The sequence below is a fragment of the Nonomuraea aurantiaca genome, from assembly GCF_020215705.1.
Lineage (GTDB): Bacteria > Actinomycetota > Actinomycetes > Streptosporangiales > Streptosporangiaceae > Nonomuraea > Nonomuraea aurantiaca.
The window spans coordinates 37,420-60,701 of record NZ_JAIWNB010000033.1; the positions used below are offsets into that span (position 1 = coordinate 37,420).

At 68.2% G+C, this 23,282-nt stretch carries 14 protein-coding genes; 8 read left to right on the top strand and 6 right to left on the bottom strand.

Annotated features, from left to right (window positions below; translation table 11 throughout):
- Positions 1–8: 8 nt before the first annotated feature.
- Together LDL49_RS47055 and LDL49_RS47060 are read right to left on the bottom strand one after the other, a co-directional pair.
- Positions 9–3,635 carry a DUF8189 domain-containing protein gene (locus LDL49_RS47055; protein ID WP_225301456.1) on the bottom strand — a complete coding sequence of 1,209 codons (3,627 nt, stop codon included), beginning with the start codon at positions 3,633–3,635 and terminating at the stop codon, positions 9–11.
- A gap of 65 nt (positions 3,636–3,700) precedes the next feature.
- Complete coding sequence (locus LDL49_RS47060) at positions 3,701–4,885, bottom strand: ROK family transcriptional regulator (protein ID WP_225301457.1); 1,185 nt, start codon at positions 4,883–4,885, stop codon at positions 3,701–3,703.
- A gap of 218 nt (positions 4,886–5,103) precedes the next feature.
- Between LDL49_RS47060 and LDL49_RS47065 the strand changes: the two genes are divergently transcribed.
- The 4 genes from LDL49_RS47065 to LDL49_RS47080 are packed head-to-tail and all read left to right on the top strand — an operon-like array spanning position 5,104 to position 10,000.
- A complete protein-coding gene (locus tag LDL49_RS47065) occupies positions 5,104–6,390 on the top strand; it encodes an ABC transporter substrate-binding protein (protein ID WP_225301458.1) in 1,287 nt (428 codons plus the stop codon).
- On the top strand, positions 6,390–7,322 hold the full coding sequence (locus LDL49_RS47070) for a carbohydrate ABC transporter permease (RefSeq protein ID WP_225301459.1): 933 nt from the start codon (positions 6,390–6,392) through the stop codon (positions 7,320–7,322). The genes LDL49_RS47065 and LDL49_RS47070 overlap by 1 nt, the downstream gene beginning before the upstream one ends.
- Positions 7,323–7,338: 16 nt before the next feature.
- On the top strand, positions 7,339–8,118 hold the full coding sequence (locus LDL49_RS47075) for a carbohydrate ABC transporter permease (protein WP_225301460.1): 780 nt from the start codon (positions 7,339–7,341) through the stop codon (positions 8,116–8,118).
- Positions 8,119–8,134: 16 nt separating this feature from the next.
- The gene (locus tag LDL49_RS47080) at positions 8,135–10,000 is read left to right on the top strand and encodes a DUF5107 domain-containing protein (protein WP_225301461.1); all 1,866 of its coding nucleotides are present in this window, start codon (positions 8,135–8,137) and stop codon (positions 9,998–10,000) included.
- Between the two features lie 754 nt (positions 10,001–10,754).
- Here LDL49_RS47080 and LDL49_RS47085 read toward each other — a convergent pair.
- Entirely contained in the window at positions 10,755–11,864 is a 1,110-nt protein-coding gene (locus tag LDL49_RS47085) for a GlxA family transcriptional regulator (RefSeq protein ID WP_372470680.1), read from the bottom strand.
- A 653-nt stretch (positions 11,865–12,517) separates the two neighbouring features.
- Here LDL49_RS47085 and LDL49_RS47090 point away from each other — a divergent pair.
- On the top strand, positions 12,518–15,829 hold the full coding sequence (locus LDL49_RS47090) for an AfsR/SARP family transcriptional regulator (protein WP_225301462.1): 3,312 nt from the start codon (positions 12,518–12,520) through the stop codon (positions 15,827–15,829).
- Positions 15,830–15,892: 63 nt separating this feature from the next.
- On the opposite strand, the gene LDL49_RS47095 is transcribed toward LDL49_RS47090, so the two are convergent.
- Both LDL49_RS47095 and LDL49_RS47100 read right to left on the bottom strand, forming a co-directional pair.
- Entirely contained in the window at positions 15,893–16,699 is an 807-nt protein-coding gene (locus LDL49_RS47095; RefSeq protein WP_225301463.1) for an RNA polymerase subunit sigma-70, read from the bottom strand.
- 510 nt (positions 16,700–17,209) lie between these two features.
- Entirely contained in the window at positions 17,210–17,398 is a 189-nt protein-coding gene (locus LDL49_RS47100) for a hypothetical protein (protein WP_225301464.1), read from the bottom strand.
- A gap of 156 nt (positions 17,399–17,554) precedes the next feature.
- Between LDL49_RS47100 and LDL49_RS47105 the strand changes: the two genes are divergently transcribed.
- Together LDL49_RS47105 and LDL49_RS47110 are read left to right on the top strand one after the other, a co-directional pair.
- Positions 17,555–18,109 carry a hypothetical protein gene (locus tag LDL49_RS47105; protein WP_225301465.1) on the top strand — a complete coding sequence of 185 codons (555 nt, stop codon included), beginning with the start codon at positions 17,555–17,557 and terminating at the stop codon, positions 18,107–18,109.
- A gap of 998 nt (positions 18,110–19,107) precedes the next feature.
- A complete protein-coding gene (locus tag LDL49_RS47110) occupies positions 19,108–20,697 on the top strand; it encodes a helix-turn-helix domain-containing protein (RefSeq protein ID WP_225301466.1) in 1,590 nt (529 codons plus the stop codon).
- Between the two features lie 633 nt (positions 20,698–21,330).
- On the opposite strand, the gene LDL49_RS47115 is transcribed toward LDL49_RS47110, so the two are convergent.
- Complete coding sequence (locus LDL49_RS47115; RefSeq protein ID WP_225301467.1) at positions 21,331–22,167, bottom strand: transposase family protein; 837 nt, start codon at positions 22,165–22,167, stop codon at positions 21,331–21,333.
- 386 nt (positions 22,168–22,553) lie between these two features.
- Between LDL49_RS47115 and LDL49_RS47120 the strand changes: the two genes are divergently transcribed.
- Complete coding sequence (locus tag LDL49_RS47120; protein ID WP_225301468.1) at positions 22,554–23,264, top strand: hypothetical protein; 711 nt, start codon at positions 22,554–22,556, stop codon at positions 23,262–23,264.
- Positions 23,265–23,282: the final 18 nt, after the last annotated feature.

The following is a 23,282-nucleotide window of genomic DNA, read 5'->3' on the forward strand; positions in this document are numbered from 1 at the left end:
TTGCGAGGTCAGGTGGCGATGCCGCTGCCGAGTTCGGCGGCGTGCCAGGGGCCGAGGCCGGGGGCGTCCTGCCAGGCGTGCCGCAGCGTGCCGGCGGCTGTTCGGGCGACGTAGTGCACTCTGCCGGCGGCGTCCTGAGCCGCCGCCCCGTCGCCGGCGACGGTGATCGGCGTGCCCGACGCCCGGATGACCGTGGCGTCCCAGGGCCCTTCGTCGGGGTGGCGCTGCCAGCTGTGGAACACCCGGCCGTCCGTCGTCCTGGCGAAGTACACCAGGCGCCCGCTGGGGTCCAGCGTGGCGGCCGGATCTCCGGCGATCGTGACGGTGACGGGCGTGCCGCCGTCGTCGGCGTTCGTCGTCAGCGGCAGGAAGTCCCAGCGCCACGGGCCGTTGCCGGGCGTGGACTGCCAGCCGTGCACCATCCGGCCGCTGGTGTCGCGGGCGTGGAAAGCGAGCCGTCCGGAGATGGTCTGCGAGACGGCGGGCCGGCCGGCGATGACGGCCGCCCCGCCGGTCCCGTTCTGGTAGAGGAAGTCGGTGTTCCACTGCGCGCCGCCGGGGGTGAGCTGCCAGCCGTGCAGGAGTTGCCCGCCCGTGCTCTGCGCGAAGAACGTCAGCTTGCCGCTCGGGTCCTGGACCAGCGCGGGATCGCCGGTGACCCTGACTCTGCCGCCGTCGCGGACGCTGGTGAGGTACGTTGCCCGCCACGTCTCGCTGCCGGGCGCATCCTGCTGACCGAGGATGAGGAAGCCGTCGCTCGTACGGGAGCAGAAGACGAGCCGGCCGTTGACGTCCAACGCGGCGGCCGGCCGGCCGATGAGGCTAGGCCGGGTGCCGTTGTCGGGCGTGAGATCGAGTGTCCACCGCCGCCAGGTGCCTCCCGGCGTCTGCTCGCGGCTCCACTGGAGGGGCTGGCCGGCGCCGGTGGCAGCGATGAGGTTCAGCCGGGCGCCCGGGTCGATGGCCGAGGCCACCGCGCCGGTCACCGGTCCGCGCAGCCCCTCGTCGGCGGCGTTGGTGAACTCCCATGCGGCCGGGTCGCCGCCCGTCTGCCTGGCCATCGCGATGCCGCCGTCGGTCCTGGCCACGTGCAGGGTCGGCCGCCGTCGGCCGTCCTGTCGCAGCCAGGTGCCGGGCGAGGGAAGGCCCGTGCGGCCGCGGGTGAAGCGCACGTTGTCCACGTACAGGGTGAGCGGCTGGTCGCGCCGGGGTGCGCGCAACTCCATCGAGGTGATCTCGGTCAGGTTGTTCGGCAGGTTGGTGAGCGGTACGCGCACCGCGTGTTGCTTGCGCGGTGACAGGTAGAAGGGGTTGTCGCCGCCGAAGTGGATCGGGTCGTAGAAGTTGAGGTGCATGACGACGAGGTCGTCGCTGTCGTTGTAGACGTCCATCTCCACGGCGTCGAACGTCGACCAGTCATTGCGGCCGATGGACCATTCGGGATGGTCGGCGTGCAGGGTGTAGAAGAACGCGCCGGCGTCGTCGACATCCGCGGCGAACACCATGCGCGCCGACGAGCGGCCCGCCGAGGCGTGCTGGTCGGAGCGGGTGACCGTCACCTTGGTCGGCTTGACCCTGCCGATGTCGGCATCGGACTCGAAACTGTTGATGATGATCTCGTGCGGGGTGGCGACCGGGCCGACATGGACGGTGCGGGTGAACCGGTTGGTGACGCCGTTCGCCGTCGCCGAGAACGACACGTCCCTTCTGCTCTGGGCGAGGTCGAGGATCAGCTCGTAGGTGTCGGCCGCGCTGTTACCGCCGGTCCGGGCCCGGGTGACGCCGTCGATGACGAGTGTCGCGCCCCGGGTGAGGTGAACGGTGACGGGCACATGGTGGGCCGTGGGGGTGCCAACGTGGACGAGCGCGGGCGCGTTGCCGTGCAGTTGCGCGACCTCGGCGCCGACCTGGGCCCGGATGCGGCCGAACAGCGCAGGGTCGTCCTGGTAGGGCTCCAGCCAGTCGTGCAGGACATCATGGTAGGAGCGCAGGGCGGTCTTGGCGTCGAAGGTGACGTTCCACTGCTGGGCGAGGGCGGCGGCACGCTTCTCGTACTGCACGAGATACTCGGCGTCCTCGAAGCCCTCCCGCAGCCCGTGCAGGCGGATCGAGCCGACGGGGCCGTCGACTCCCACGTGCCTGCCGGGATACAGGAGGAATCCGTCACCGGAGAAGTCCCACAGCGGGTTGGGGTTGGCCCAGCGGTCCTGCCAATCCTGGCTGGACCGGTAGTAGGCCTGGCCGTCGTAGGTGCCGAACACCGTGGTCGACCAGTACAGATAGCCCTGGATACCCATGTAATGCTGGATCCACGGCAGCAGGCGGGTCCCGACGAGGCTGTCGTGGATGAACACGCTCGGCGTCGGATAGTTGTGGCCCCAGGCCGTGTACCACCAGACCAGGTCGCCGCGAGCCCGCAGGGCCTGGACGACGCCGGGCAGTTCGGGTTTCGGCGCGGTGACGACGAACGCCCAGGCCCGCACGACGTCGAGCAGGTCCTGCCGGGGCGGCCCGGTGAGGGTCAGGACATGTGGCACGTCCGGGGCGATCGAGTCGACCAGCGCGAAGAGGTCCTTGACGTTCTGGAAGTGCTGGTCGTTCATCGGCTCGTCGGCGTAGTAGAAGAACCCGCGCTCGAGCAGCCCCAGCCGGCGCAGCCCCGCCACGACCTCCTCCAGCCTGTCGATGTCGGTGTCGAATCCGACGTTGTTGTCGCCCGTGGTGTAGAGCGGAATGCGGTACTTGCGGATGCGTGGGTCGGCCAGATGCTCCTCGGCATGCGCCAGGAACACCGCCGGTTCGGGGTCAGGCCCGGGGCCCGGCGGGTAGCCGGGCACCGGCGGGCCGGGGTCGCCGCGCATGGGGATGTCGGCGCCCGCTAGGCGGAAACCTGCCTGGAAGTCCCAATACGCGCGCATCATCCGGTCGTAGTCGGCCGTGCCCCAGGTGAGATCGTGGGCGGCGCCGACCTGCGGATACCAGATGGCGCACGAGGTGTCGAAGCTGGGCGCGTCGGGCACCTCGAAGTTCCACAGGTCCACGCTGAGCGGGATCGTGATCGGGGCGTCGCCGCCGGTCACGGTGATCGTGCCGGAGTAGACCCCGGGCGCCTGCCCCTTGGGGATCTTGACAGTGAACCATACGGCGGCGTTCTGGGCGGCGCTCGCTGTGATTGTCGCTCCGGCGGCGAGCGGCACCAGCGGGTCGGGATACCAGCCGGCGAAGTACTTCGGATTATCCTCCGAACGAGGCACCTCGACGTAGCGTTGTTCATAAAAGCTGATCAGCGAGCTGGGGACAGTCGCCCCGCCCGGTCCGGTCAGCGCTGTGGCCGCCACGCCGACCTGGGCGCTGCCCGCGGCGGTTCGCACGATGATCTGGGCGGACTCGTACTCGTTCCGCGCCGCCTGTAAGGAGATCCGGCTGCCGCGATCGGCCGGCATCGCCCGGTCACGGCGAACCTTGTCGGTGGGCGAAGGCAGCCAGACGGTCAGGCCGGCGGCTTGTGCCCGGGCGGAACGGGCCTGCAGGAACGGGAAGGCGACGCTCGCGGCCCCGGCCGCGGCGAGACCGGCCACGAGCTGGCGGCGAGTGGGGTGGTTGGGGGGTGAAGAACGTTCAGGTGAACCGGACATACCGGCCCCTCTCATACGCCTTATCGACGGAGTCCTTACATTAAGCTCCGCCCCCTCCACGGGAGTCAAGCGTCAGATGTGACCGACAATGCCTGGGGGCGCCGAAGAGGTCCGAGAGGACCGCCGTCCTCGGTGAGAAGAGCGGCGTCGACATGTTCCAGAGCAAGGCACACCGCGCCCTGAGCGGCGGAGTCGGCGCCGAGGCGTGAGCCGCGTAGTTCCGGCGTGCGCAGGCACAGCAGGTCCAGTTCGCTTTCCAGGAGCGGCAGCAGCAGGTCAGCGTGCTCGGACATCGAGCCGCCGAGCACGATGAGTTCCGGGTCGATGATCGAGGCGATGGCGGCCGCCGCGACGGCCATCTCGCGGACGTAGCGGCGCACGGCCACCCGCGCGTCCGCGTGCCCCTCAGCGGCGGCGACCAGCACGTCGGCCACCGCATCGCCGCTCCGTCCCGTGGTGGGCACGGCGTCGCAGAACTGCAGATATTCGATCGCCGGCTCCCATTTGAGCGCGCGATGCATCGACAGGTCGCCGGCCACGGAGCCGAAGCCGCGGTGCAAGCGGCCGTCGATGAGCAAGCCGAGGCCTGTGCGGCGGCCGGCCTGGAGGAGAACGAGGTCACGCACTCCCTGGCCGACCCCACGCCGATGCTCGGCCAGCGCGGCGAGACGGCTGTCGTTCTCCACCAGGGCAGGGGCGCCGAGCCGGGCCCGAAGGTGGCCGGCGAGGTCGACGCCCGCCCAATCGGGTATCGAGCCTGACATGAGGATCTGGCCATCGCGATCGATCCAGCCCGTGCTGGCCGCGACGGTCATCCATACTTGTCCGGTGGCGATCTCGCCCTGTCGCAGGCAGTCGCTCACGGCCTCGTCGATGATGCGCAGCCGCTCCGTGCGAGGCATGGCCGGGTCGGTGAGGCACCGCCCGGTCGCCAGCACGGTGCCGCTGAGATCCGCGAGCATGGCCCTCACACTGTGCGCGCCGATGTCGAGGCCCAGCACATGCCCGGCCTCGGCGCGGAAGCGGTAGCGGTGCGCCGGACGCCCCCGCCCCGCGGCCACCGGTACCTGTCCCTCCAGCCAGCCGTTGCCGACCAGGCCCCGGACCACTTCGCCCACCGAGGTCCTGGCAAGGCCGGTGCGTTCGGCGATCTGTGCCACACGCAGGTCGCCGCAGTCCCGTACGGCCGCGATCACCGCGAGTTCGTTGATGCGCCGCAAGCGTCCGAGATCGGCACCGTTGAGCCCCATATCCGCCATATTATCGAAGGAGCTCGTCGGTATTGCTTCCTTCCAGCCTTCCATGCGATCCTCCTCACAACGCCCTGGCGCGCCGCTCACCCGCCTCGGCCCAGAGGCGAGGGACCACGACCTCGCCCCGCGCCTCGCCGTTCCATCAACTCCTGACAGCCCGCGGACGGATGCGTCCGTGCCGCGTGGCGGCCTCCCACAGATAGAGGTGATCCCTGATGCGTCGTTCAGTGTCGCATCGTTCCCCCCGCGCCGTGGCCATCCTGATGGCCGCCGCCGTCGCGGTCTCGGCCTGCGGAACCGACACGGATGGTACTGAGCCCGCCGCACCGCAGCAGTTCACCTACTGGAGCATGTGGGAGGAGAACGAGCCGCAGGCCACGGTGATCAAGGACGCCATCGCGGCCTTCACCAAGGAGAGCGGTGTCCAGGTGAAGGTGGAGTGGCAGGGACGCAAGGTCTTACAGAAGCTCACCCCGGCCCTGCGCTCAGGCGATGTCCCCGACCTGGTCGACCAGGACGGCAACAGCATCCGCGGCGCGATGGTGAGCAACGGCCAGAACCGCGACATGTCCGCCGTCATGGCCACGCAGGTGCCGGGCGAGGGCAAGACCGTGGCCGAGGTCGGTCCCGGCCGCTACCTCGACCTGATCATCGACGCCGCCGGTAAGCCGTTCCTGGTGCCGTACGAGGCACTCGGCTATGGGATCTTCTACAACGGCGCCAAGCATCCCGAACTGGCCACCAAGGCTCCCGCGACATGGGACGACTTCATCGCGATGCTGGACGATCGCAAGGCCAAGGTGGCGCTGGACGGTGACATCGGCTCGTACGCGGCGCTGTGGACCATCCACGCCCTGGGCGCTGAGCTCGGCCCCGGCAAGGTGAAGGAGCTGGCCGCCGACAAGACCGGCCAAGCCTGGAGCGCCCCGCAGGTACGGCCCGCGCTGGAACGCATCGAGAAGCTGGCCAAGGGCGGATACTTCGCGCCCGGCTCCTTCGGCAGCAAGTTCCCTGCCATGCAGGAGAAATGGGCGGCCGGTCAGGCCGATTTCCTGCTCATGGGAAGCTGGGCGCCGAGCGAGACCCAGAAGTCCGCTCCACAGGGCTTCCAGTACCGTGCGCTCCCCTTCCCCGGAGCAGCCTCCGTGCAGGCTGCCGTCATCGGGTTCGCGGTGCCCAAGCGCGCCGCCCACGCCGCCGCCGCTGAGCGCTTCATCACATCCTTCATGAAGAAGGAGCGCATGCAGGGCCTGGCCACCGTCGCGCTCAACATCACCACCCGGCCCGACATCCCCGCTCCCGAGCAGCTCGCCGACATCGCGAGGCAGCTGACCGACAAGCCCGTCACCCCCTTCTACGAGGGCCTCGACACCCTCGGCACCTACCCCGTCGAGGTGTTCGAGCCGACACACACGGAATTCCTTAGCGGCAAGATCACCGCTGCTGAGTTCGCGACCAAGCTCGGGGAGAAGCAGGCGGCGTTCTGGAAGAAGAACTCCTGATGGCCGTGCTCGTCCGAGAGCACGCCAGGCTCCACCGGCCCCATGGGCCTTCGATCAGCCGGCAGCGGCGGCGGGCCTTCCTCGTCCTTACCCTGCCGGCGGTGATCCTCTACACGATCTTCTTCGTCGGGCCGACGCTCGCCTCGTTCTGGGTGAGCCTGCACGCCTGGGACGGCGTCACCGAGATGCGCTGGCGCGGGCTGGGCAACTACGCGCTGCTGCTGGAGGACGAGGTGTTCCTCGCGGCCTTCCGCAACACGCTGGCCATCCTCCTGGCCGGCGGCCTGCTGGTCTTCCTACTCAGCTTCGCCCTCCTGCTCGGCATGCGGGCGATGGCCGGTCGCCGGTTCGCCCGGTCGGTGATCTTCTTCCCGAACATCATCGCGCCGATCGTGCTGTCGGTGCTGTGGGGGTTCCTCTTCTCCACCGGCGGCCTGGTCGACGCGGCGCTGAGCGGAATGGGCCTCGACCCGCCCAACTGGCTGGGCGATCACCTGTTCCTGGTCATCTTCCTCGGGCTGATCTGGACCCACACCGGCTTCTACGTCACCATCCTGATGGCCGCCACCGACCGGATCCCCCGCTACTTCTACGAGGCCGCCGAACTCGACGGGGCCGGGCCGCTGCAGCAGTTCAGGCACATCACCATGCCGCTGACCTGGGACGTGGTGTCCACTGCCGCCGTCATCTGGACCATCTCCTCGCTGAAGGTCTTCGACTTCATCTACGCCTTCGGCGGGACCTCCAACGACCTGCCGCCGATTCACACCTGGAACACCGCTGTGTTCATCTACGCCCAGACGTTCGGCGGAAGGGTGCCCGCCTACAGCTTCGGGTACGCGTCGGCTTCCGCGGTGGTCACGCTGGTGTCGATCGTCATCTTCGTCCTCCTGCTCCGCCGGGTGATACGCCGTGATCCGATTCAGTTCTAGGGGCGCCATCTGGCTGATGGTGGTCGTGAACCTTACCGTCCTGGCCTGGATGCTGGTCACCTCGCTGCGCGAGCATCGTGAGATCTTCGCCCGGCCCTTCGACTGGCCCACCTTCGCCTGGGGCAACTACGCCAAGGCGTGGCAGAGCGCCGACTTCGGGGTCGCGGCGGGCAACTCGCTGCTGCTGGTCGCCACGGCCGCTGTGGCGGTCGTGATCGTCGCCGCGCCAGCTGGGTACGCCCTAGGGCGGGGCGTCGGACGCGCCGCCGCCTCGCTCACCCTGTACTTCGCGCTCGGCATCGGCGTCCCTGTCCAGGTCATCGTGATTCCGCTGTTCGTGCTCATGGAACGGTTGTCCCTGGTGAACAACCTGTTCGGGCTGTTCCTGCTCTACGTGGCGGTGTCGCTGCCGTTCACGGTCTTCCTGCTGACCGGCTACTTCGCCTCGCTGCCGGCCGAATTGGAGGAAGCCGCGGCGATCGACGGCGCGTCACGGCTGCGCGCTTTCTGGACGATCATGTTGCCGCTGGCGCGGTCCGGGCTGATCACCGCATTCACCCTCAACGCCATCGGGCTGTGGAACGAGGCGTTCCTCGCCCTGGTCTTCGTGCAGAGCACCGGCAAGCAGACGCTGCCCCTCGCGCTGCTCGGATTCCTGGCCAAGCAGCAGTACAGCGGCGCCGACTACGGCGTGCTCTTCGCGGGCGTGGCCATGCTCGTACTGCCGATGCTGCTGCTCTACGTCTGGCTTGGCCGGCGCATCATCGAGGGCATGACGCTCGGCGCCGGAAAGTGATCAAGGAGCTCGCCGCATGAGAAGAGAAGGTCTCGACCTGCCCGTCGCCGAGCCGGGCCCCGCCAGCCCTCTGCCGATCCTGCGGGACAACGGGGTACGGGTGGACACCAGGGCCGCCGACCCCGCCATGGCCGCCGGCATCGCCTACGGCCAGCCGTTCAGCCTGCTGCCGTACGGCATGCAGGACGACTACCGGCGAGAGCGCCGGGTGCGCCGGGTGGACAGCATCGTCCTGGAGAACGAGTGGCTCAGCGCCACGTTCCTGCCCGGCTTCGGCGGGCGGTTGTGGTCGCTGGTGCACCGGCCCACAGGCCGCGAACTGCTGTTCCGCAACCCGATCCTGCAGCCGGCCAACCTGGCGTTGCGGGGCGCGTGGTTCTCCGGCGGCGTCGAGTGGAACCTCGGCGCGACCGGACACTGGCCGTTGACCTGTGCGCCCCTGCACACCGCCCGGGTGGACGAGGGGTTGCGCATGTGGGAGTACGAGCGGATGCGCGGCCTGGTCGTGCAACTGGACGTACAGCTCCCACCGGGGTCTGCGGTGCTCCTGGTGCACGTACGCCTGCATAACCCGCACATGAGGGACGTGCCTGCCTACTGGTGGTCGAACATCGCCGTACCGGAGACGCCCGGCCTGCGGGTGATCGCGCCCGCCGACCACGCCTACCACGTCGACCACACCGACACCCTGCACCACGTGCCCTTCCCCCGCTGGAAGGGCACCGACCGCAGCTACACCACCCGAGCCGCGGGAGCCGCCGACTTCTTCTTCGACATCTCCGAGCGGCCCTGGATCGCCGCACTCGACGAGACCGGAAGCGGCCTCGTCCACACATCCACCCGCCGGTTGAGCGGCCGCAAGCTCTTCCACTGGGGCACCTCTCACGGCGGGAGGCGCTGGCAGGAATGGCTGAACGGCCCGGACGCGCACTACCTGGAGATACAGGCGGGTCTCGCCCGCACCCAGCTTGAGCATCTACCGCTGCCCGCCGGTGCGACCTGGTCGTGGACGGAGGCCTACGGCCTGTTGCGCGCCGACCCCGATGTGGTCCACGGCCCTTGGGACCAGGCCAGGGGCGCGGTGGAGAAGGCCGTGACCGGACTGCTGCCCGAGGCGACATTGGAGGCGCGGCACCGATGGCTGGCCCATACTTCCAGGCGCGCCCCCTCCGACATCCGCTATGGAGACTCGGGCTGGGGGGCTCTGCAACGGCGGGCGTCGGTGCTCCCCCATGACGACGCGACGCCGTTCGGAGACGAGACGCTCGGAGCCGACCAGCAGCCGTGGCTGCGCGTGCTGGAGACCGGCCTGCTGCCCATCCAGGAGCCCCCTGCTCCCCCGGTGATCGGCCGGCCGTGGCTCGGCCTGCTCGAGAGCACCGCGGCGGACTGGCACGCGTACTACCATCTGGGGCTGCTCCGCTACGCGGAGGGCGACGTCGAAGGCGCCCGCGCCGCCTGGCGGACCTCTGGGGACAACCCGTGGGCGGCGCGCTGTATGGCCGAGACCGACCTGCTGGCCGGCGACCCGGCCACCGCCGCCGATCGGCTTCGGACGGCGCTGGCGCTGGCCCCCGGCCTTCGCCAGCTGGCGGTCGAAACCCTGGCCGCGCTGCTCCTGGCCGGCCGGCCGCAGGAAGCGCTGGCGCTGACCGACCGGCTGCCGCATCGCGACCACGGCCGGATCCGGCTCCTGCGCTGCAGAGCCGCCATCGCGGCCGGGTGCCCCGAGATCGCGGCCGCAATCCTGCGCGACGGGATGGAGGTGCCAGACCTGCGAGAAGGCGAGGACTCCCTGCACCAGGTCTGGACCGATTGCCAGCGTGCCCTCGACACCGACGAGCCGTTCCCGCCGAGGTACGACTTCCGTATGAAGCCCTGACCTCGCACATCACCGACCTGGATGGACAGCGGCGGGAAAGAGGCGACGCATGGCAGATGTGACGCTTGCCGTCGCGTCCTGCCGGTCGCTAACTTGGCACTGCGTCTGCGGTATGGCGGAACGGCTTGGGCAAGCTCCGATTCGACCGGCTCTCGGCTGCGTGACAGAACGACGGTCCGGCCTTCTCGAGTGTTCATCGCCACCGACGATTTCTTCGGCTGGGCCATCCTGAGATCGGCACGGCGAGGCGATGCCGACTTGTCAGTAAGGGAGGCCGGGCATCCCGCAGAACGAGTTGTATGCGGACTTTTCATCCGCGTTCGTGCGAGATTTGGAAGAGCTTCTCGCAACGTGGTCCTCGCGGACGGGGATCGCTGTGGAGACATGGGCGTGGCCGACCGAAGGGCTTCCTGATCACGTCGGCCAGATCGTCCACGCCACCATCCGTGGCGCCCTGGGAGAGGTGGAGCGGCAGCCGCCGGGGATCCGTACGGTCTCCATCGTCCTGACCCACGCCGCCGGCGGATTACGGCTGACCGTCGGCGATGACGGCGGCGGTGCGCCGCCTGCCCGGCGGCAGGCCAGGAGGGCGAAGGGAACCACGGACGAGATCGTGGCGAAGCCGACGGGTCGGCCGGTTCCCGCCCAAGATGCGGTTCTCAGACCTCAAGGTAAGAGACTCCATGGCACGTGCCCGGCCGCCTGGCCTGCGCGCGCTGGGCACGTTCTCCCCGGTCAGGCCGGCGGGAAAGCGTCACTGACGTGCTCTCGCGGATCGCTGGCGCTGGCGATAGTCCGTCGGGGAGATGCCATGGCGCTTGACGAACTGCGCGCGCAGCACGCCGTTGGAACGGAACCCCACGCGGCCGGCGATCTCCCGGATCGACAGGGTCGTGGTCGCCAGCAGTTCTTCGGCGAGATCGAGCCTTTGACTGGTCAGCCACGCATACGGTGTGGTGCCGGTCGCGGACTGAAAGCGGCGGGCGAAGGTACGAGAGCTCATCAAGGCCTGCTTGGCCAGCTCTCTGACCGTCAAGGGCTGGTTCAGGCGGGTGCGTGCCCAGGCAAGCAGATCGGCCAGGCGCGCGTCCTCGTCGTCGGCGAGCGACCGGGTGCCGATCTCCGCGGGGTCGGGGACATATTGTGTCTGCCCGCTCTCGCGACGTGGTGCGACCATCCATTCCCTGGCCACGGCGTTGGAAACGGCCACGCCATGCTCACGACGCAGAAGATGCAGGCACATGTCGATGCCGGCGGCCGCGCCGGCGCCCGTGACCAACTGGCCTTCGTCCACGTACAGAGCGTCGGTCTCCACGGTGATCGTCGGATGACGGAGGGCCAGGACCCCGGACAAGGACCGACTCGTCGTGGCACGCCGGCCGCCGAGCAGGCCGGTCTCGGCCAGCAGGTACGAGCCCGCGCAGTAGGCCGCGACGAGGGCTCCCCGGTGGAAGGCGTCCACCAGTGCCTGATTGAGTGCCACGGACGCGGTGAGCGGGCGGCGCTCAGTGGGCAGCACGATGATCAGGTCGGCGTTCGCCATCGCCTCCAGCCCGTGCTTGACCTGCATGCACATGCCGACGTCGGTGTTCAGCACACCGGCGGCGTCGGAGCAGACGGAGAGCTCGAACCGGGGAAGTCCCATGTGGCTCCGGTCCGCGAAGAGGCCACTGATCGCGCTCAGCCCGAACGCGCTGACCCCGGAAGGGGCATAGGCGACCACGGAGCGGAAGGGCGTCTGCGGCTTCCTGACGAACAGCCCACGTAATCGGCGGCCTTCATGTAGGTGTCGCTGTAGCCCGGTTCGACTTATCGGGGACCACGGTGGTGATCCATCCATGAGCACCATGGAATCTCCTTCCATACGAGGCGGAAGTCGCTGACCAACGCTGCTGATCACGGCGGGTACGGCAGCGGCACGGCTCGTCGATACGCGAAGCAATGCTGCGGAGGAAGGTCACCGTGAACACGAGTCGAAGGCACGATGAGCGTCGGCTCAGGAGTGGTGGTGTGGCCGGGCGGGTCCCGGGGGCTCACGTCACCTCATGTGTCGAGGGCGGCGAAGGACGTCTTGTCGGGTTCCGATACACCAAATAGGGCCGATGCGCCTCGATACACCGGAAAGGCAGGTAGCCGGTGCCCTTTCCACGATCAGTACCTCAATCTTCGAACTTTTGTTCTAACAGGAGGCCTCGCGTGGATCCATTCGTCGCTATCAGCCCCCCGCTACTCACATTTCTGCCACACGGTGTCGTCTTGACGTCGTTTGGCTGTCGTCTGACAATTCTCCGTCCAGCTCTCGGGAGGGAATTCCGCTCGGCTCGCCGGGGGCTGCCGCCGCACTAAGGCGCTCGGCCGAAGCGATTGCGCCGTGAAAGTGCAGCGCACGCGCGGGTGGGCGCCATCACCGTGATGTCCGGGACGGCGAGGTCCAGGTCGGGCCGGAGCGCGGATCACCCCTTTCACGGCACCTTCCTCATGCTGCGGACTCCAGGAGAAATGTGGCATCGTTCCTGCATGGGGACGTGGTTCGGTGTGCTTGGCAACCTTGAGGTGGTGCGCGAGGGGGTCCCGCTGGCCGTGCCGGCGCTCAAGCAGCGCATCGCCCTGGCCACCTTGCTCCTGCAGGCCAACCAGCACGTGTCGTTCGACCAGCTGGCCGAACGGATGTGGGACGGGCGCGAAACCCCCGACGATGCGCGCGGTGCCGTTCAGACACACATCGGCAGATTGCGACGTACCCTGCTCGACCGTGGTGGCGACCAGCAGCTGATCCACACCCGTGACGAGGGGTACGTACTCAAGCTGGCGGCGGAGGACCTCGACGTCACCGTCTTCTTAGATCTCGTCGGCCGAGCCAAGCGAGCGGGCCAGGCCGGCGACGAGGCTGCCGAGGCCGACCTGCTCCAGCGGGCATTGGCTCTGTGGCGCGGCCCCGCCCTGGTCGACGTGCCGTCGGAGTCGCTGTACCGTGATCACGTCCTGGTGCTGGACGAGCAGCGAGTACAGGTGCTGGAACGCTGGTTCGAGCTGGGGCTGCGCTCGGGCCGCCATGAGGAGATGGTCGTGGGCCTCAGAGCGGCCACGTCGGCGCATCCGATGCGTGAGCGGCTGTGGGCTCAGCTCATGCTCGCGCTCTATCGGTCAGGTCTGCAGGCCGAGGCGCTCCAGGCGTACCAGAGGGTCGGCGAGGTGCTCCGGCAGGAGCTGGGGGTCGATCCCAGCGACGAGCTGCGCAAGCTGCATCACGGCATCCTGACCGGCGATCGTGTCCTGCTGACGCTTCCTGGGCCGGGCAGCGAAGCAGCCGTTCCCGGACAGCCGGAGGCCAAGGCCGCCGACTCCGTCTCCGCCCCGCCTCCCCGGCAGCTGCCCGCTGACATCGCGCACTTCACCGGCCGTCTCGCCCAGTTGGCGACGCTGGAGAAACTGCTGCCCGTGCCCGGCGGGCAGCCTTCGCGGCCGATCATCCTTGACGGCACCGCGGGGGTGGGCAAGACCGCCCTGGCCGTCCATTGGGCGCACCTGGCCGGCGACCACTTCCCCGACGGCCAGCTCTACCTCGATCTCCGCGGCTTCGGACCCGGTGCGCCGCTCGAGCCCGCCGCCGCCTTGGAGACGCTGCTGCGCGCCCTGGGTGTCGTGGCGGAGCTCCCTGCCGAGTTGGACGCGCGATCGGCGCTGTTGCGCACTCAGATGGCGCGGCGGCGCACCCTGATACTGCTCGACAACGCCCGCGACGAGGCACAGGTGCGCCCTCTGCTTCCCGGCGGGGAATCGCAGGTGCTGATCACCAGCCGCAACCAGCTGCGGGGACTGATCGCCCGGGAGGGCGCCTTCCGCGTCACCCTTGACGTCTTCTTGCCGGATGAAGCCCATTCCCTGCTGGCCGCGCTCTTGGACGAGGCACGCCTGCATGCCGCTCCACAGGCGGAGACGGAACTGGGCGAACTGTGCTCGCGTCTCCCCCTTGCTCTCAGCATCGCGGCGGCCAACCTCGACGCCAGCCCGCACCTGAGCCTGGCCGACTACGTGTGCGAGCTTCGCAAAGGCAACCGACTGGCCGCCCTGCAGGCCGGGAGCGACCAGGCGGCTGCCGTGCGTGCCACCTTGGACCTGTCCTACACCGCCCTGCCCGAGGAGCAGCGCAGGCTGTTCCGCCTGCTTGGGCTGGTTCCTGGTGCGGACTTCACCCCGGAGGCCACGGCCGCCCTGACCGGCTGCACGACGGCCGAGGCAAGACGAAGGCTGGACCAGCTCGCCTCCTTCCACCTGATCCGCATGCACGGCCCCGGCCGCTACACCTTCCATGACCTGCTCCGCCTCTACGCCGCCGAGCGCGCACAGTCCGACGAAACCGCCGACGAACTGCAGGAAGCCAGGCGGCGCCTCTACAGCTGGCACCTCCACAGCGTTCTGGCCGCCGCCCGGCTCCTCCAGCCCTATTGGGTACGGCTGCCGCCACCCCCGCTCGTGGATGCCGTGAAACCCGTGGTCTTCGACACCAAGGAGGGCGCCGTAGCCTGGCTGGAGGCCGAGCACGTCAATCTGGTGGCGATGATCCATGACGCGATGCAGCACGGTCCGCGCGAGAACGTGTGGCTGCTGACGGACGCGCTGCGCGGCTACTTCTGGATGAGCAGACGCCTGGAGGACTGGCTGGCCTGTGCCCAGGCCGCCCTGGCCGCCGCCGTCGCGGCCGGCGATCCGGCGGCCGAGGCGGTGATTCAGCTGAGTCTGGCCAACGCGCAAACGTTCCAGGATCGGCCTGAGCGGTCGATGGTATCGTATGCGCGCGCCCTGTCGCTGGCAGAGGAGATCTCCTGGCTGGGCTGCCAGGCCATCGCCCTCGCCGGGCTGGCCAACGCCCATCTGCGGCTGGGGTATCCGCAGCAGGCGGTCGAACACCTCAACAGAGCTCTCACCCGGCGAACCGATCACGAACATGGCAGGGAGTCGTACCTCAACAACCTGGCGGTCGCCTACCACCAGCTGGGGCAGCTGGAGCTCGCCCTTGACCACCTCGGGCAGGCCCTGGACCTCACCACGGATAGCCCCGCCGTCTTCTGCAACCTGGGAGAGGTCTGCCACAGCCTGGGACGGCTCGGCGAGGCGGTCAGGCATCTCAACGAGGGTCTCTCCCTTAACCACCAGCAGGGTAACCGCGGCGGGGAACTGGAGTGCCTGGTCCTGCTGGCAGCCGTTCACTGCGATCTCGGGCACTACCCCAAGGCCTTCGATCTTGCTGCTCAGGCGCTGGCGATGAGCCAGGACCTGGAGGACCGTCTCCTCCAGGCCGGCGCCTTGAACGTCATGGGCGCGGTCCATCACGATCTCGGCCGATACCACCAGGCACTGGAATGCCGCCAGCAGGCGCTCGACGCGTCGAAACAGGGGAACAATCGCCACCCCGAAGTGACCAGCCTGATCGGCCTGGCCAAGGCCGCCAGGAGTCTCGGCCGCCTCCCGGAAGCCGCCGCACACGCCGAGCAGGCGTACGCGATCGCCCGCGACCGCTCCTTCCGCGTGCTGGAGGGCCTGGCTCTGACCGCGCTCGCGGAGGTCGGCATCGCCCGTGGCGAGCGAGCCGAAGCCATCATCCAGGCGAAGCAGGCCGTTGACCTGCATCGCACGACAGGCCACCGCCTCGGTGAGGCCCGAGCCCTTCGGGCGCTCGGCGAAGCCCTCTACCAGGAGGGCGACGTCCGCACTGCGGCGCCGTACTGGCGGGATGCGCTCGCGCTGTTCTCCGCGGTCGGCAGCCCCGAGGCCGCCGACGTCAACCTCCTCATCCAGGAGGAGGGCAATGATCAGCGCCGCGAGACGTGATGATCCGGAGAGAACCCACTGCACGTCGTCGTGATGGTGAGCGTAGGCGTGGTGGCCGGCGTATCAGGCCGCCGCAGGCCGCCGGCAGGCTGGGGATTCCAGCACGTGCACGGCCAACAACGACACGCACGTCGCCATGCCGTCGAACTGGTCGCCGAGCGCCGTCGCCTCAAAAGCGACGTCGTCGCGAAGGATCTCCTGCAAGGCGGCCGCGTCCGCCTTCTCAAAGGCATCCATGTACCTGGTCAGCAGGTCACGTGCCCGCGGATCGCACGGCTCGATGACTTGATCCGTGCTCGGCGCGGCCTTAGCAAGCGTGGCGCGGGCTCGCTGAAGCAGGCTCTTGACCGCCGGGACGGTTGTGTCCAGCATGTGTGCGACCTCGGCGGCGCGAAAGGCCAGGACGTCCCGGAGTATGAGCACGGCTCGTTGTCGCGCCGGCAGATGTCGCAGGCTGGTGATCAGTGCCAGGCGCAGGCTCTCCCTGCCCGTGACGATGGCGACAGGGTCCTGCGACTCCGGCTCCACGAGCGCGTCGGTGATCTGCTGAGCCCACGAGACGTCGGGGACGGCGGAGGGGGGCGCGTACGGATCGTCGCCGGGGTCCATGAGGCCCGATGGCACCACCTTGCGGCTGGCGTGATCCAGCGCGGTCAGGCACGCGTTGGTGGCGATGCGATAGAGCCAGCTTCGCACCGACGCTCTGCCTTCGAACTGCTCGAACGCCCGCCAGGCACGCAAGTATGTCTCCTGCACGAGGTCCTCGGCCTCGTCCAGCGATCCCAGCATTCGACGGCAGTGGGCGAGCAACTCGCGCCGGTAGGGATCGGTGCTGGTGGCGAAGTCAAGGGTGGAGCCGTCGCTTGACACTGTTCGATTTCCCCTTTTGTACAGGTCGAAGTGACCCTGTCTCCGGCCCGCTGCTGCGGCGTCGGGGTCAGACCATCGGAAATAGGAAGGCCGACATGGGTCGGAGAGGAACGGCGGTCAGGTCGCAGTCGACGCGGACGATCGTGAGGAGCGCTCGCCCACGCCCTCGAAGCCACGCGCCGGGCAGTTCCGGCCGTCGTGAGTCCGGCTGCCGAGCATCTGAGACCTCCACCAGCCCGCTTGCATCATGCTACCTTTCGCTCGTACGTTACTAGCTTCATGCAAGTAATTCAGGCAATTGCGAGGAGAAGCTGCAGCGATGGGCAGATGTGACGGCCTGGTCGCCGTTGTGACGGGTGGCGACAGCGGCATCGGCCCTGACAGCAGCGCCGCCGGACCGCGGCAGCCGTCACCTGATTGGAGTTCTCGGGCATGACGATGGGCACGGGACAACGCCGAACCGCGCTGCCGCTGATTGCTCCCGCGACGCCCCACAACCCGGAATCGGAGTCACACGGGCTGTTCCCGGTAGGGCCGCGCGAGCAGGTTCGTGCCTCCAAACGACAGTGTGTGCCGCGCGGACCCGTGGTAACGGTGGGTGTTCACCACTCCGGCTTCGCGGAGAACCGTCGCGTGCTGCGAGGCGCTGGCGGGCGAGGTGCTGAGCATGCTGGCGAGTTGGGTGGTGTCCTCAGACAACAGGGGCTCCCGGCTCATGACGAAGGCAGGAGACGCCATGCGGCGAAATGACGGTCGCATCGAACTACAGGAAGCGGGCGAGTCGCCTGCGCGGCTCCTCGCAATCTGATTGTTTGTACGCTACGGTCTCGATCATCGGTGATGGGAGGTATAGCGATGGCACAGCTCAACAAGGGGAAGCGGGATACATCGACTTTCGCGGTGCCGTTTGAGCTGAAGGGGCGCATCGAGGTTGCCGGGGAGCGCCATGGCTACACTCAGCCCGGCGTCTACTTGGCCGACCTCATCAGTGCACTGCATCCGGAGCCACGCCAGCCGTCGGAAACGCACGCCTCTCTGGGGGCGATGATCCCGATGTTGCTCGGCACCACGCAAGTACCGGTGTCCAGCGAGAGGCACGTGTTCACCTTCCGAACCCCGGTGGGCGTCAAACCACGGATCAAGGCCGCCTACAAGGCTTACGGCTATGCACGCATGACGGCGTATCTCGTGGACGTGATGAGCGCGTTGCATCCCCCGCAGCGAGAGGACCACCGGGGCGAGTCCGTCCACGCCGGACACACGCTGACGCCCGAGGCTGCTCATTCATTGGTCAGCAGTCTCCTGAACGACAGCCACAACATTTCGATAACGAGCGGTCCAGCGAGTTACGAGCAACAAGCGTTCCTAGACCTGTACGACCTCGAACGTCCCCAGCAGACCGCAGCCTGAGCCCGCCGGCACCCCCGGCACGAGGAGGCATTCGAACGCTCACGTAAGCCGCGCCCACATCGGCGCACCGCACAAATGCAGAGAGCCCCCGCGCTACATGGCCTGGTAAACCTTGCGCGGGAGCTCTCTCCAAACCAAAGACATCCGGCCCGGCTCGAGTCGGCTTGGCGCTTTCGCGTGCCTGGCCGGTGTCCAGAAAGTCCTGGAGTCCACGATAGACGATGACTCGCAGGGTCGGCTAGTCGTGCGCGCAATCGGCGTGTTCGGCGTGTCGCCGCCCACGATGATGATTACCGCTCGCGTGTCCGATAAACCGGACACCTGCTGGAGCGGACAACCGGTCGCGCGCTCGCACGGCCCACATCGCACAGGTCCCATGCGCCCGCTCGGCCGGCTCCATCCGGCCGAGCGATCACCGGAGCCTCGACTCGGCACGTCCTCGAGACCGGCTCCCCTCGCTGTTCTTCTCACGGGTCTGGCATCCATCGCCGTCCAGGCGAGGAGCCGCGCCACACGCGGACACATGCCCGCCGGCCGATCGGCCATACCAGCTCGCCGTCGCCCCGCGACCGGCGCACTCTGCCGATCATCGCGGAGGCGCCCTTGATCTAGACCATCCAGAGCAATACCCAGGCCCGCCGACACCCGCGGTGCCGACCGTGCCGCCCAACGCGGCCGCCGGCACTGGTGTTTGTTGTACCCATTGATCGTACGGAGCCCGCCATGCGCCATGCGCTCTGTTCAGTGCGCCCTGAACCGGGCCTGTCAGCCGCACGCCGTGAAAGTTGCGAGCGGCGGTGGCATTCGGTCGCGCTGTCCCGCTTCAGCATGGCGCGCCCCGTGGAGGCGCTCTTGATCTAAACCGTCCGCCGCCCGGAGGTCACATACTCCGGGCCCACCTGACCCCATGACGCACTCAGACGGTGCCGGCCCCAGCCACCTGGCCAGGCCGCCGACACCTCTGTTCGGCGCACCCGAAAACCGCATCGGAGCACACGATGAGCCATGCGCTCTCTTTGGCATACCCAAAAACAGGATCACAAGCCATATACCAGACGAACGCGCCCGGCAGTGTCGACGGAGTTGTGACGCGACAGACGCACGAGCAGGACCGGTGCGCATCAAGGCCGGGTACGTGCCCACTGGACGAGCTGCCCGACGGCACGGTCAAGATCCCGCTCGGGCTCCCCCACGGCGCTGCCTGGCCCCTGGTGGCGCAGGTGGCCGCTCTGTCACAGCGCCGGGCAGGCTGCACCGCGAGCATCGCGTTCCTGTCCGAACGGCTTGGCATGCACCCCAGCACCATCTACGATGCGCTGAGCGCCGCCGGCGCGTGGATCATCACCGACACCACCACCCGGATCACGCGCCGCTTTCTCGCCCCGCTTCCGGAGGACGCGGCCTGGGCGCGCATCTCCTATCGTGCGGCGGCCGGTGTCGGCTGTCGCAGCGTCCACGGCACGTGGACACCTCGAAGGAACCGCTCACTGATGCTGGAGCTGTACTGCCGGCTGCGCCGCGACGAAGCTGTCGGGGCCATCCGCAGCCAAGCCGAATTGGCTCAAGACCTGGATGTGACAGACCGGACGGTGCGCTCTTTGCTGACCGCACTCGAAAGTGATGGCTGGATCTCGCCTCGCCCGACCGGCCGCATGATCGCATACCGCACCCATGACGCCCCTCTGCTGGCCGTTGAGGAGCCACCGGCCGATCCGGACGAACGACCGGATCGGGAGCTCCCATCGAACCGATCTCGGATCGTGAAGCGAAACGATCAGGGAAGCCAAGGGGAAACGATCATGGAAACTGAACCTGCACAGAAGGACGACCTTGAAGCAGGACTGGAGAAGCATGATCATTCACCTCTCGCCGTAGGCGAAGCACAGGACCGTAACGGCGACGCGGGCAGCGCGCTTTCGCGCGAGAGGCAGATCAACGAGCAGGCAGGCTGTGCTGTTCGGCCGCTTCGACCGGCAGGTGCCCTGAGCGTCATGACCGCGCTCCCCCTCCGATGGCAGCTGCGCATGACCGAGCAAGAACGCGACCGGGTGCTGACGGCCATGGAGAAGGAGATGAGCCGCGGGCGCACCGTGGCACAGCTGACCGCTCGCATCCGGCGACGGCTGACGGCGTGGTACGGCATCGAACCCCGCCGGCCGGTCGCGGCCGCTCTGACCGTCGTCGATCGTGGCTACCATTGCCCGCACCCCGAGTGCGAAGATCACCTCCTGCCCTCGGGATATCCCTGCCCCGCCTGCCAGGAGCTTGGCGCCCGCGTCAACCAGGAACGGCGTGCGATGGGGAAGCCCGGCGCGACCGATTCGCGCCGGACAACTCCACCTGACCCACACATGGACGCTCGCGTGAGGCCGTCTCCAGAACCCCAGCCCCCCAGGCATGGACTGCCCCGGGTCGACGCTGAGGGCCCGGACGGGCCGGCCGCGCGTGCGCGGGCCCTGCTCTTGGCGACGTGTCCCCGTACGGCCTCGGCGTTGCGAGCCTCAGTTGTGCGCAAAGGGCAACGACTGCCGGACCCGATGGCGCGAATCGCGGGAAGACGACCCGGTTCTGCCGTTGAAAGGCACTGAGGCCTGGACCAACGGAGGGCCAGCTGGCAGGAATCACATGATGATTGGCGGCGAAGACGACGTTCTCCAGACCGAATCCGTGAGATGCTTTACTGGGCCTGTTCGGAGAATCGACTCACCGTAGTCACTCGCTGAACATATTCTTCCGATCCAATTGTCTCGAGTCGTGCACCTCAAGAATTTGGCCTTCAATGTCAATGGAATAGCGAAGATATTCCGAATCTAAACAATACTCACACGGGATCACCGCTGAAATGACCATGGTGTCTGCTGTCACACCATCGGCCCGGCCGAGGCAGTGTTTGTTTCGTGGCGATGAAGTGGCCACTGAGCAGCTCGAACAGGGGTCTTGCTCAGCGACGCTGTGCCCGCCGAACCGAGGGCGCGCCCGCGGAATTGACGAGGGTGCGGGCCTTGTCGATGCTCACGGTGAAGGCGTCTTCTGCGCCGGCACGCCGCTGGCCCGGTCACGTCAAGGGCCGAAACGTTCGGGAGCCTGCTGGTGCCGCGCGGTGAACCGAGGCCAGTTCACTCTTGTGAGGAAACCACGACTCTGGACACCGGCATGGTCAGCCCCCTGGCAATGGTTCAGGATTCACCACGCGGAGAACAACCGCGTTGAGTGAGGTGATCTCAGCGAATTGCGAGCAGGTAGTCGTGCTCGAAATGGGTGAGGACAAGTGCCGCGCGGGCGATGTCGCCGATCCGACTGGGACTGACGGTGACGTGCTGGAGGGTGCGCCAGCGGCCTTTGAGTAGGGCGAAGCCGCGTTCGCCGAGACAGCGCAGGGCTCGTAGAAGATGGTTGTAGGTGCGGTTGCTCGGGCTGAGGACTTGGTTGCCTTTGGGCTGCCTGATCGGTGAATGAATGCCGATTCCGGCGCCGTCGTAGCCGCTGTCAGCGAGGGTGGGCAGGCCGCGAGAGGCCGCGGCCTGCAGCGCGCCCAGCACCTGTGCGCGGGCGGCGGTCAGATCGTGGACAGAGCCGGGCTCGACCTCGGCGATCCACAACGGCAGACCGCCCGGTGCCGAGAGGGCTTGGAGGTTGCCGGCGTGCTGGTGGGCCTTGCCGGAGTACCAGGCGTCGATGGGTTCGCCCTTGACACTGACTGTCTGCTCGGCGCAGCGGTCGATGCCGATCAGGGTGCCGTCGAGGATCACGCAGGCCAGTCCTTCGGCGTGGGCGCGGTCGAGGGCTTGACGCAGATCTGGTGTCTGAGCTGCGAGGACGTCGATGCCTTCGTGAATGTAGCGGTAGGCGGTGGCCCGTGAGATGCGGTGGTCGCGGCCGAGCTTGGGAACGTCGTGCTCGCCGCGGAACCAGCGCACCACCATGACCGCCTGTCTGAACGGGGCCAGGGCTCGGCTGCCTTGCGGGGTGCCACGCAATCGACGCTCTTCATGCAGGAGTCGCGCGACGTACTGAACGAGTGCGCGGGAGACGTCGAGCGTGGCACGATGAGCAATCACGTGGAGCTCTCCGGCCTTGAGCGTTCTTGTGGTGAGAACTCATCTACCGGAGGCTCCACGTCTGTCTCCGGCCTTCGACGACTTCTCCTGAAAGGCCCGAAACGCCACCATCGGCGCCCCGGATATCCCGCATCGCCCGATCTATTTCGCTGAGATCACCTCACTGAGTCGGCAGAAAGCCACCGTCCTTCGGACGGATGGAAAGGAGCCCTCTTGCTGTCAGTTTGCGCAGGACGGAAAGGCCATACGAATCAGGAGGTGGGCTTATATGAGTGTTGAGAGCCTGGCCCCGGACCACGTGCTGTCAGGCTCGCTGCCCCGGGACGCCGGCGGAGGCCACGCGACAACAGGTCATCCAGCGGATCTGCGCCAGGGTCCTGCCCGAGATGGAGTTCGAGGTCACCGAGCTGCCCTCCGGGGGCCTGCAGGTACGGATCGACACCCCGGCGCCGGAGGCCGAGCAAGGATCGTGGGTCCTCCACCACCGCCTGGCCCGCGAGATGGCGCTGGTGGGCTGGCAGTGCGATGTGGACGCCGACCGCCTCCTGGTGCTCGACTGGAGTGCCGCGTGCCTGCGAAACCGCGCACGCCTACTCCGAGGCGGCCTGCGCAGGCTCGCCGACTTCGAGCCAACGGCCCAGCGGGCCGCGCAACTCGATGGCCGCGAGCCGGACACCCGGTGCGCCGCGGAGCTCGTGGCCGATGTGTGCGCCTCGATCGAGCGGCGGCTGCGCTGGCCCGAGCGACTGGCCGAGCTCGACGGGTTCGACCGCCGCTCCAGCCAGCAGCGTCTGCAGTTGCGCCTCGCCCAGATCACCGGCCTAGAGGCGAGGGTCGCGGCCGCCTGCGAAGATCACCTGGTCATGGCACGGGTGCTGGTGCAGAGCGTTTACGAGCGCTACGGCCGGCACGGGAGCTTCATCCACGCGCAGGGCGAGGTGCTTGCCCAGTCGCGTCCAGGGACACACGACAGCTCCATGATCCGCGGCTCGGCCACCACAAGCCCTAGCTTCGCCCGCGCCGGCCATCCCCACATGGGGCCGACGGAGCGCCGCATCGCGGCGAGCGTCAGCAACCACCACGCGCCGCAGGCGTGACTCGCGGCTGCGGCGTCC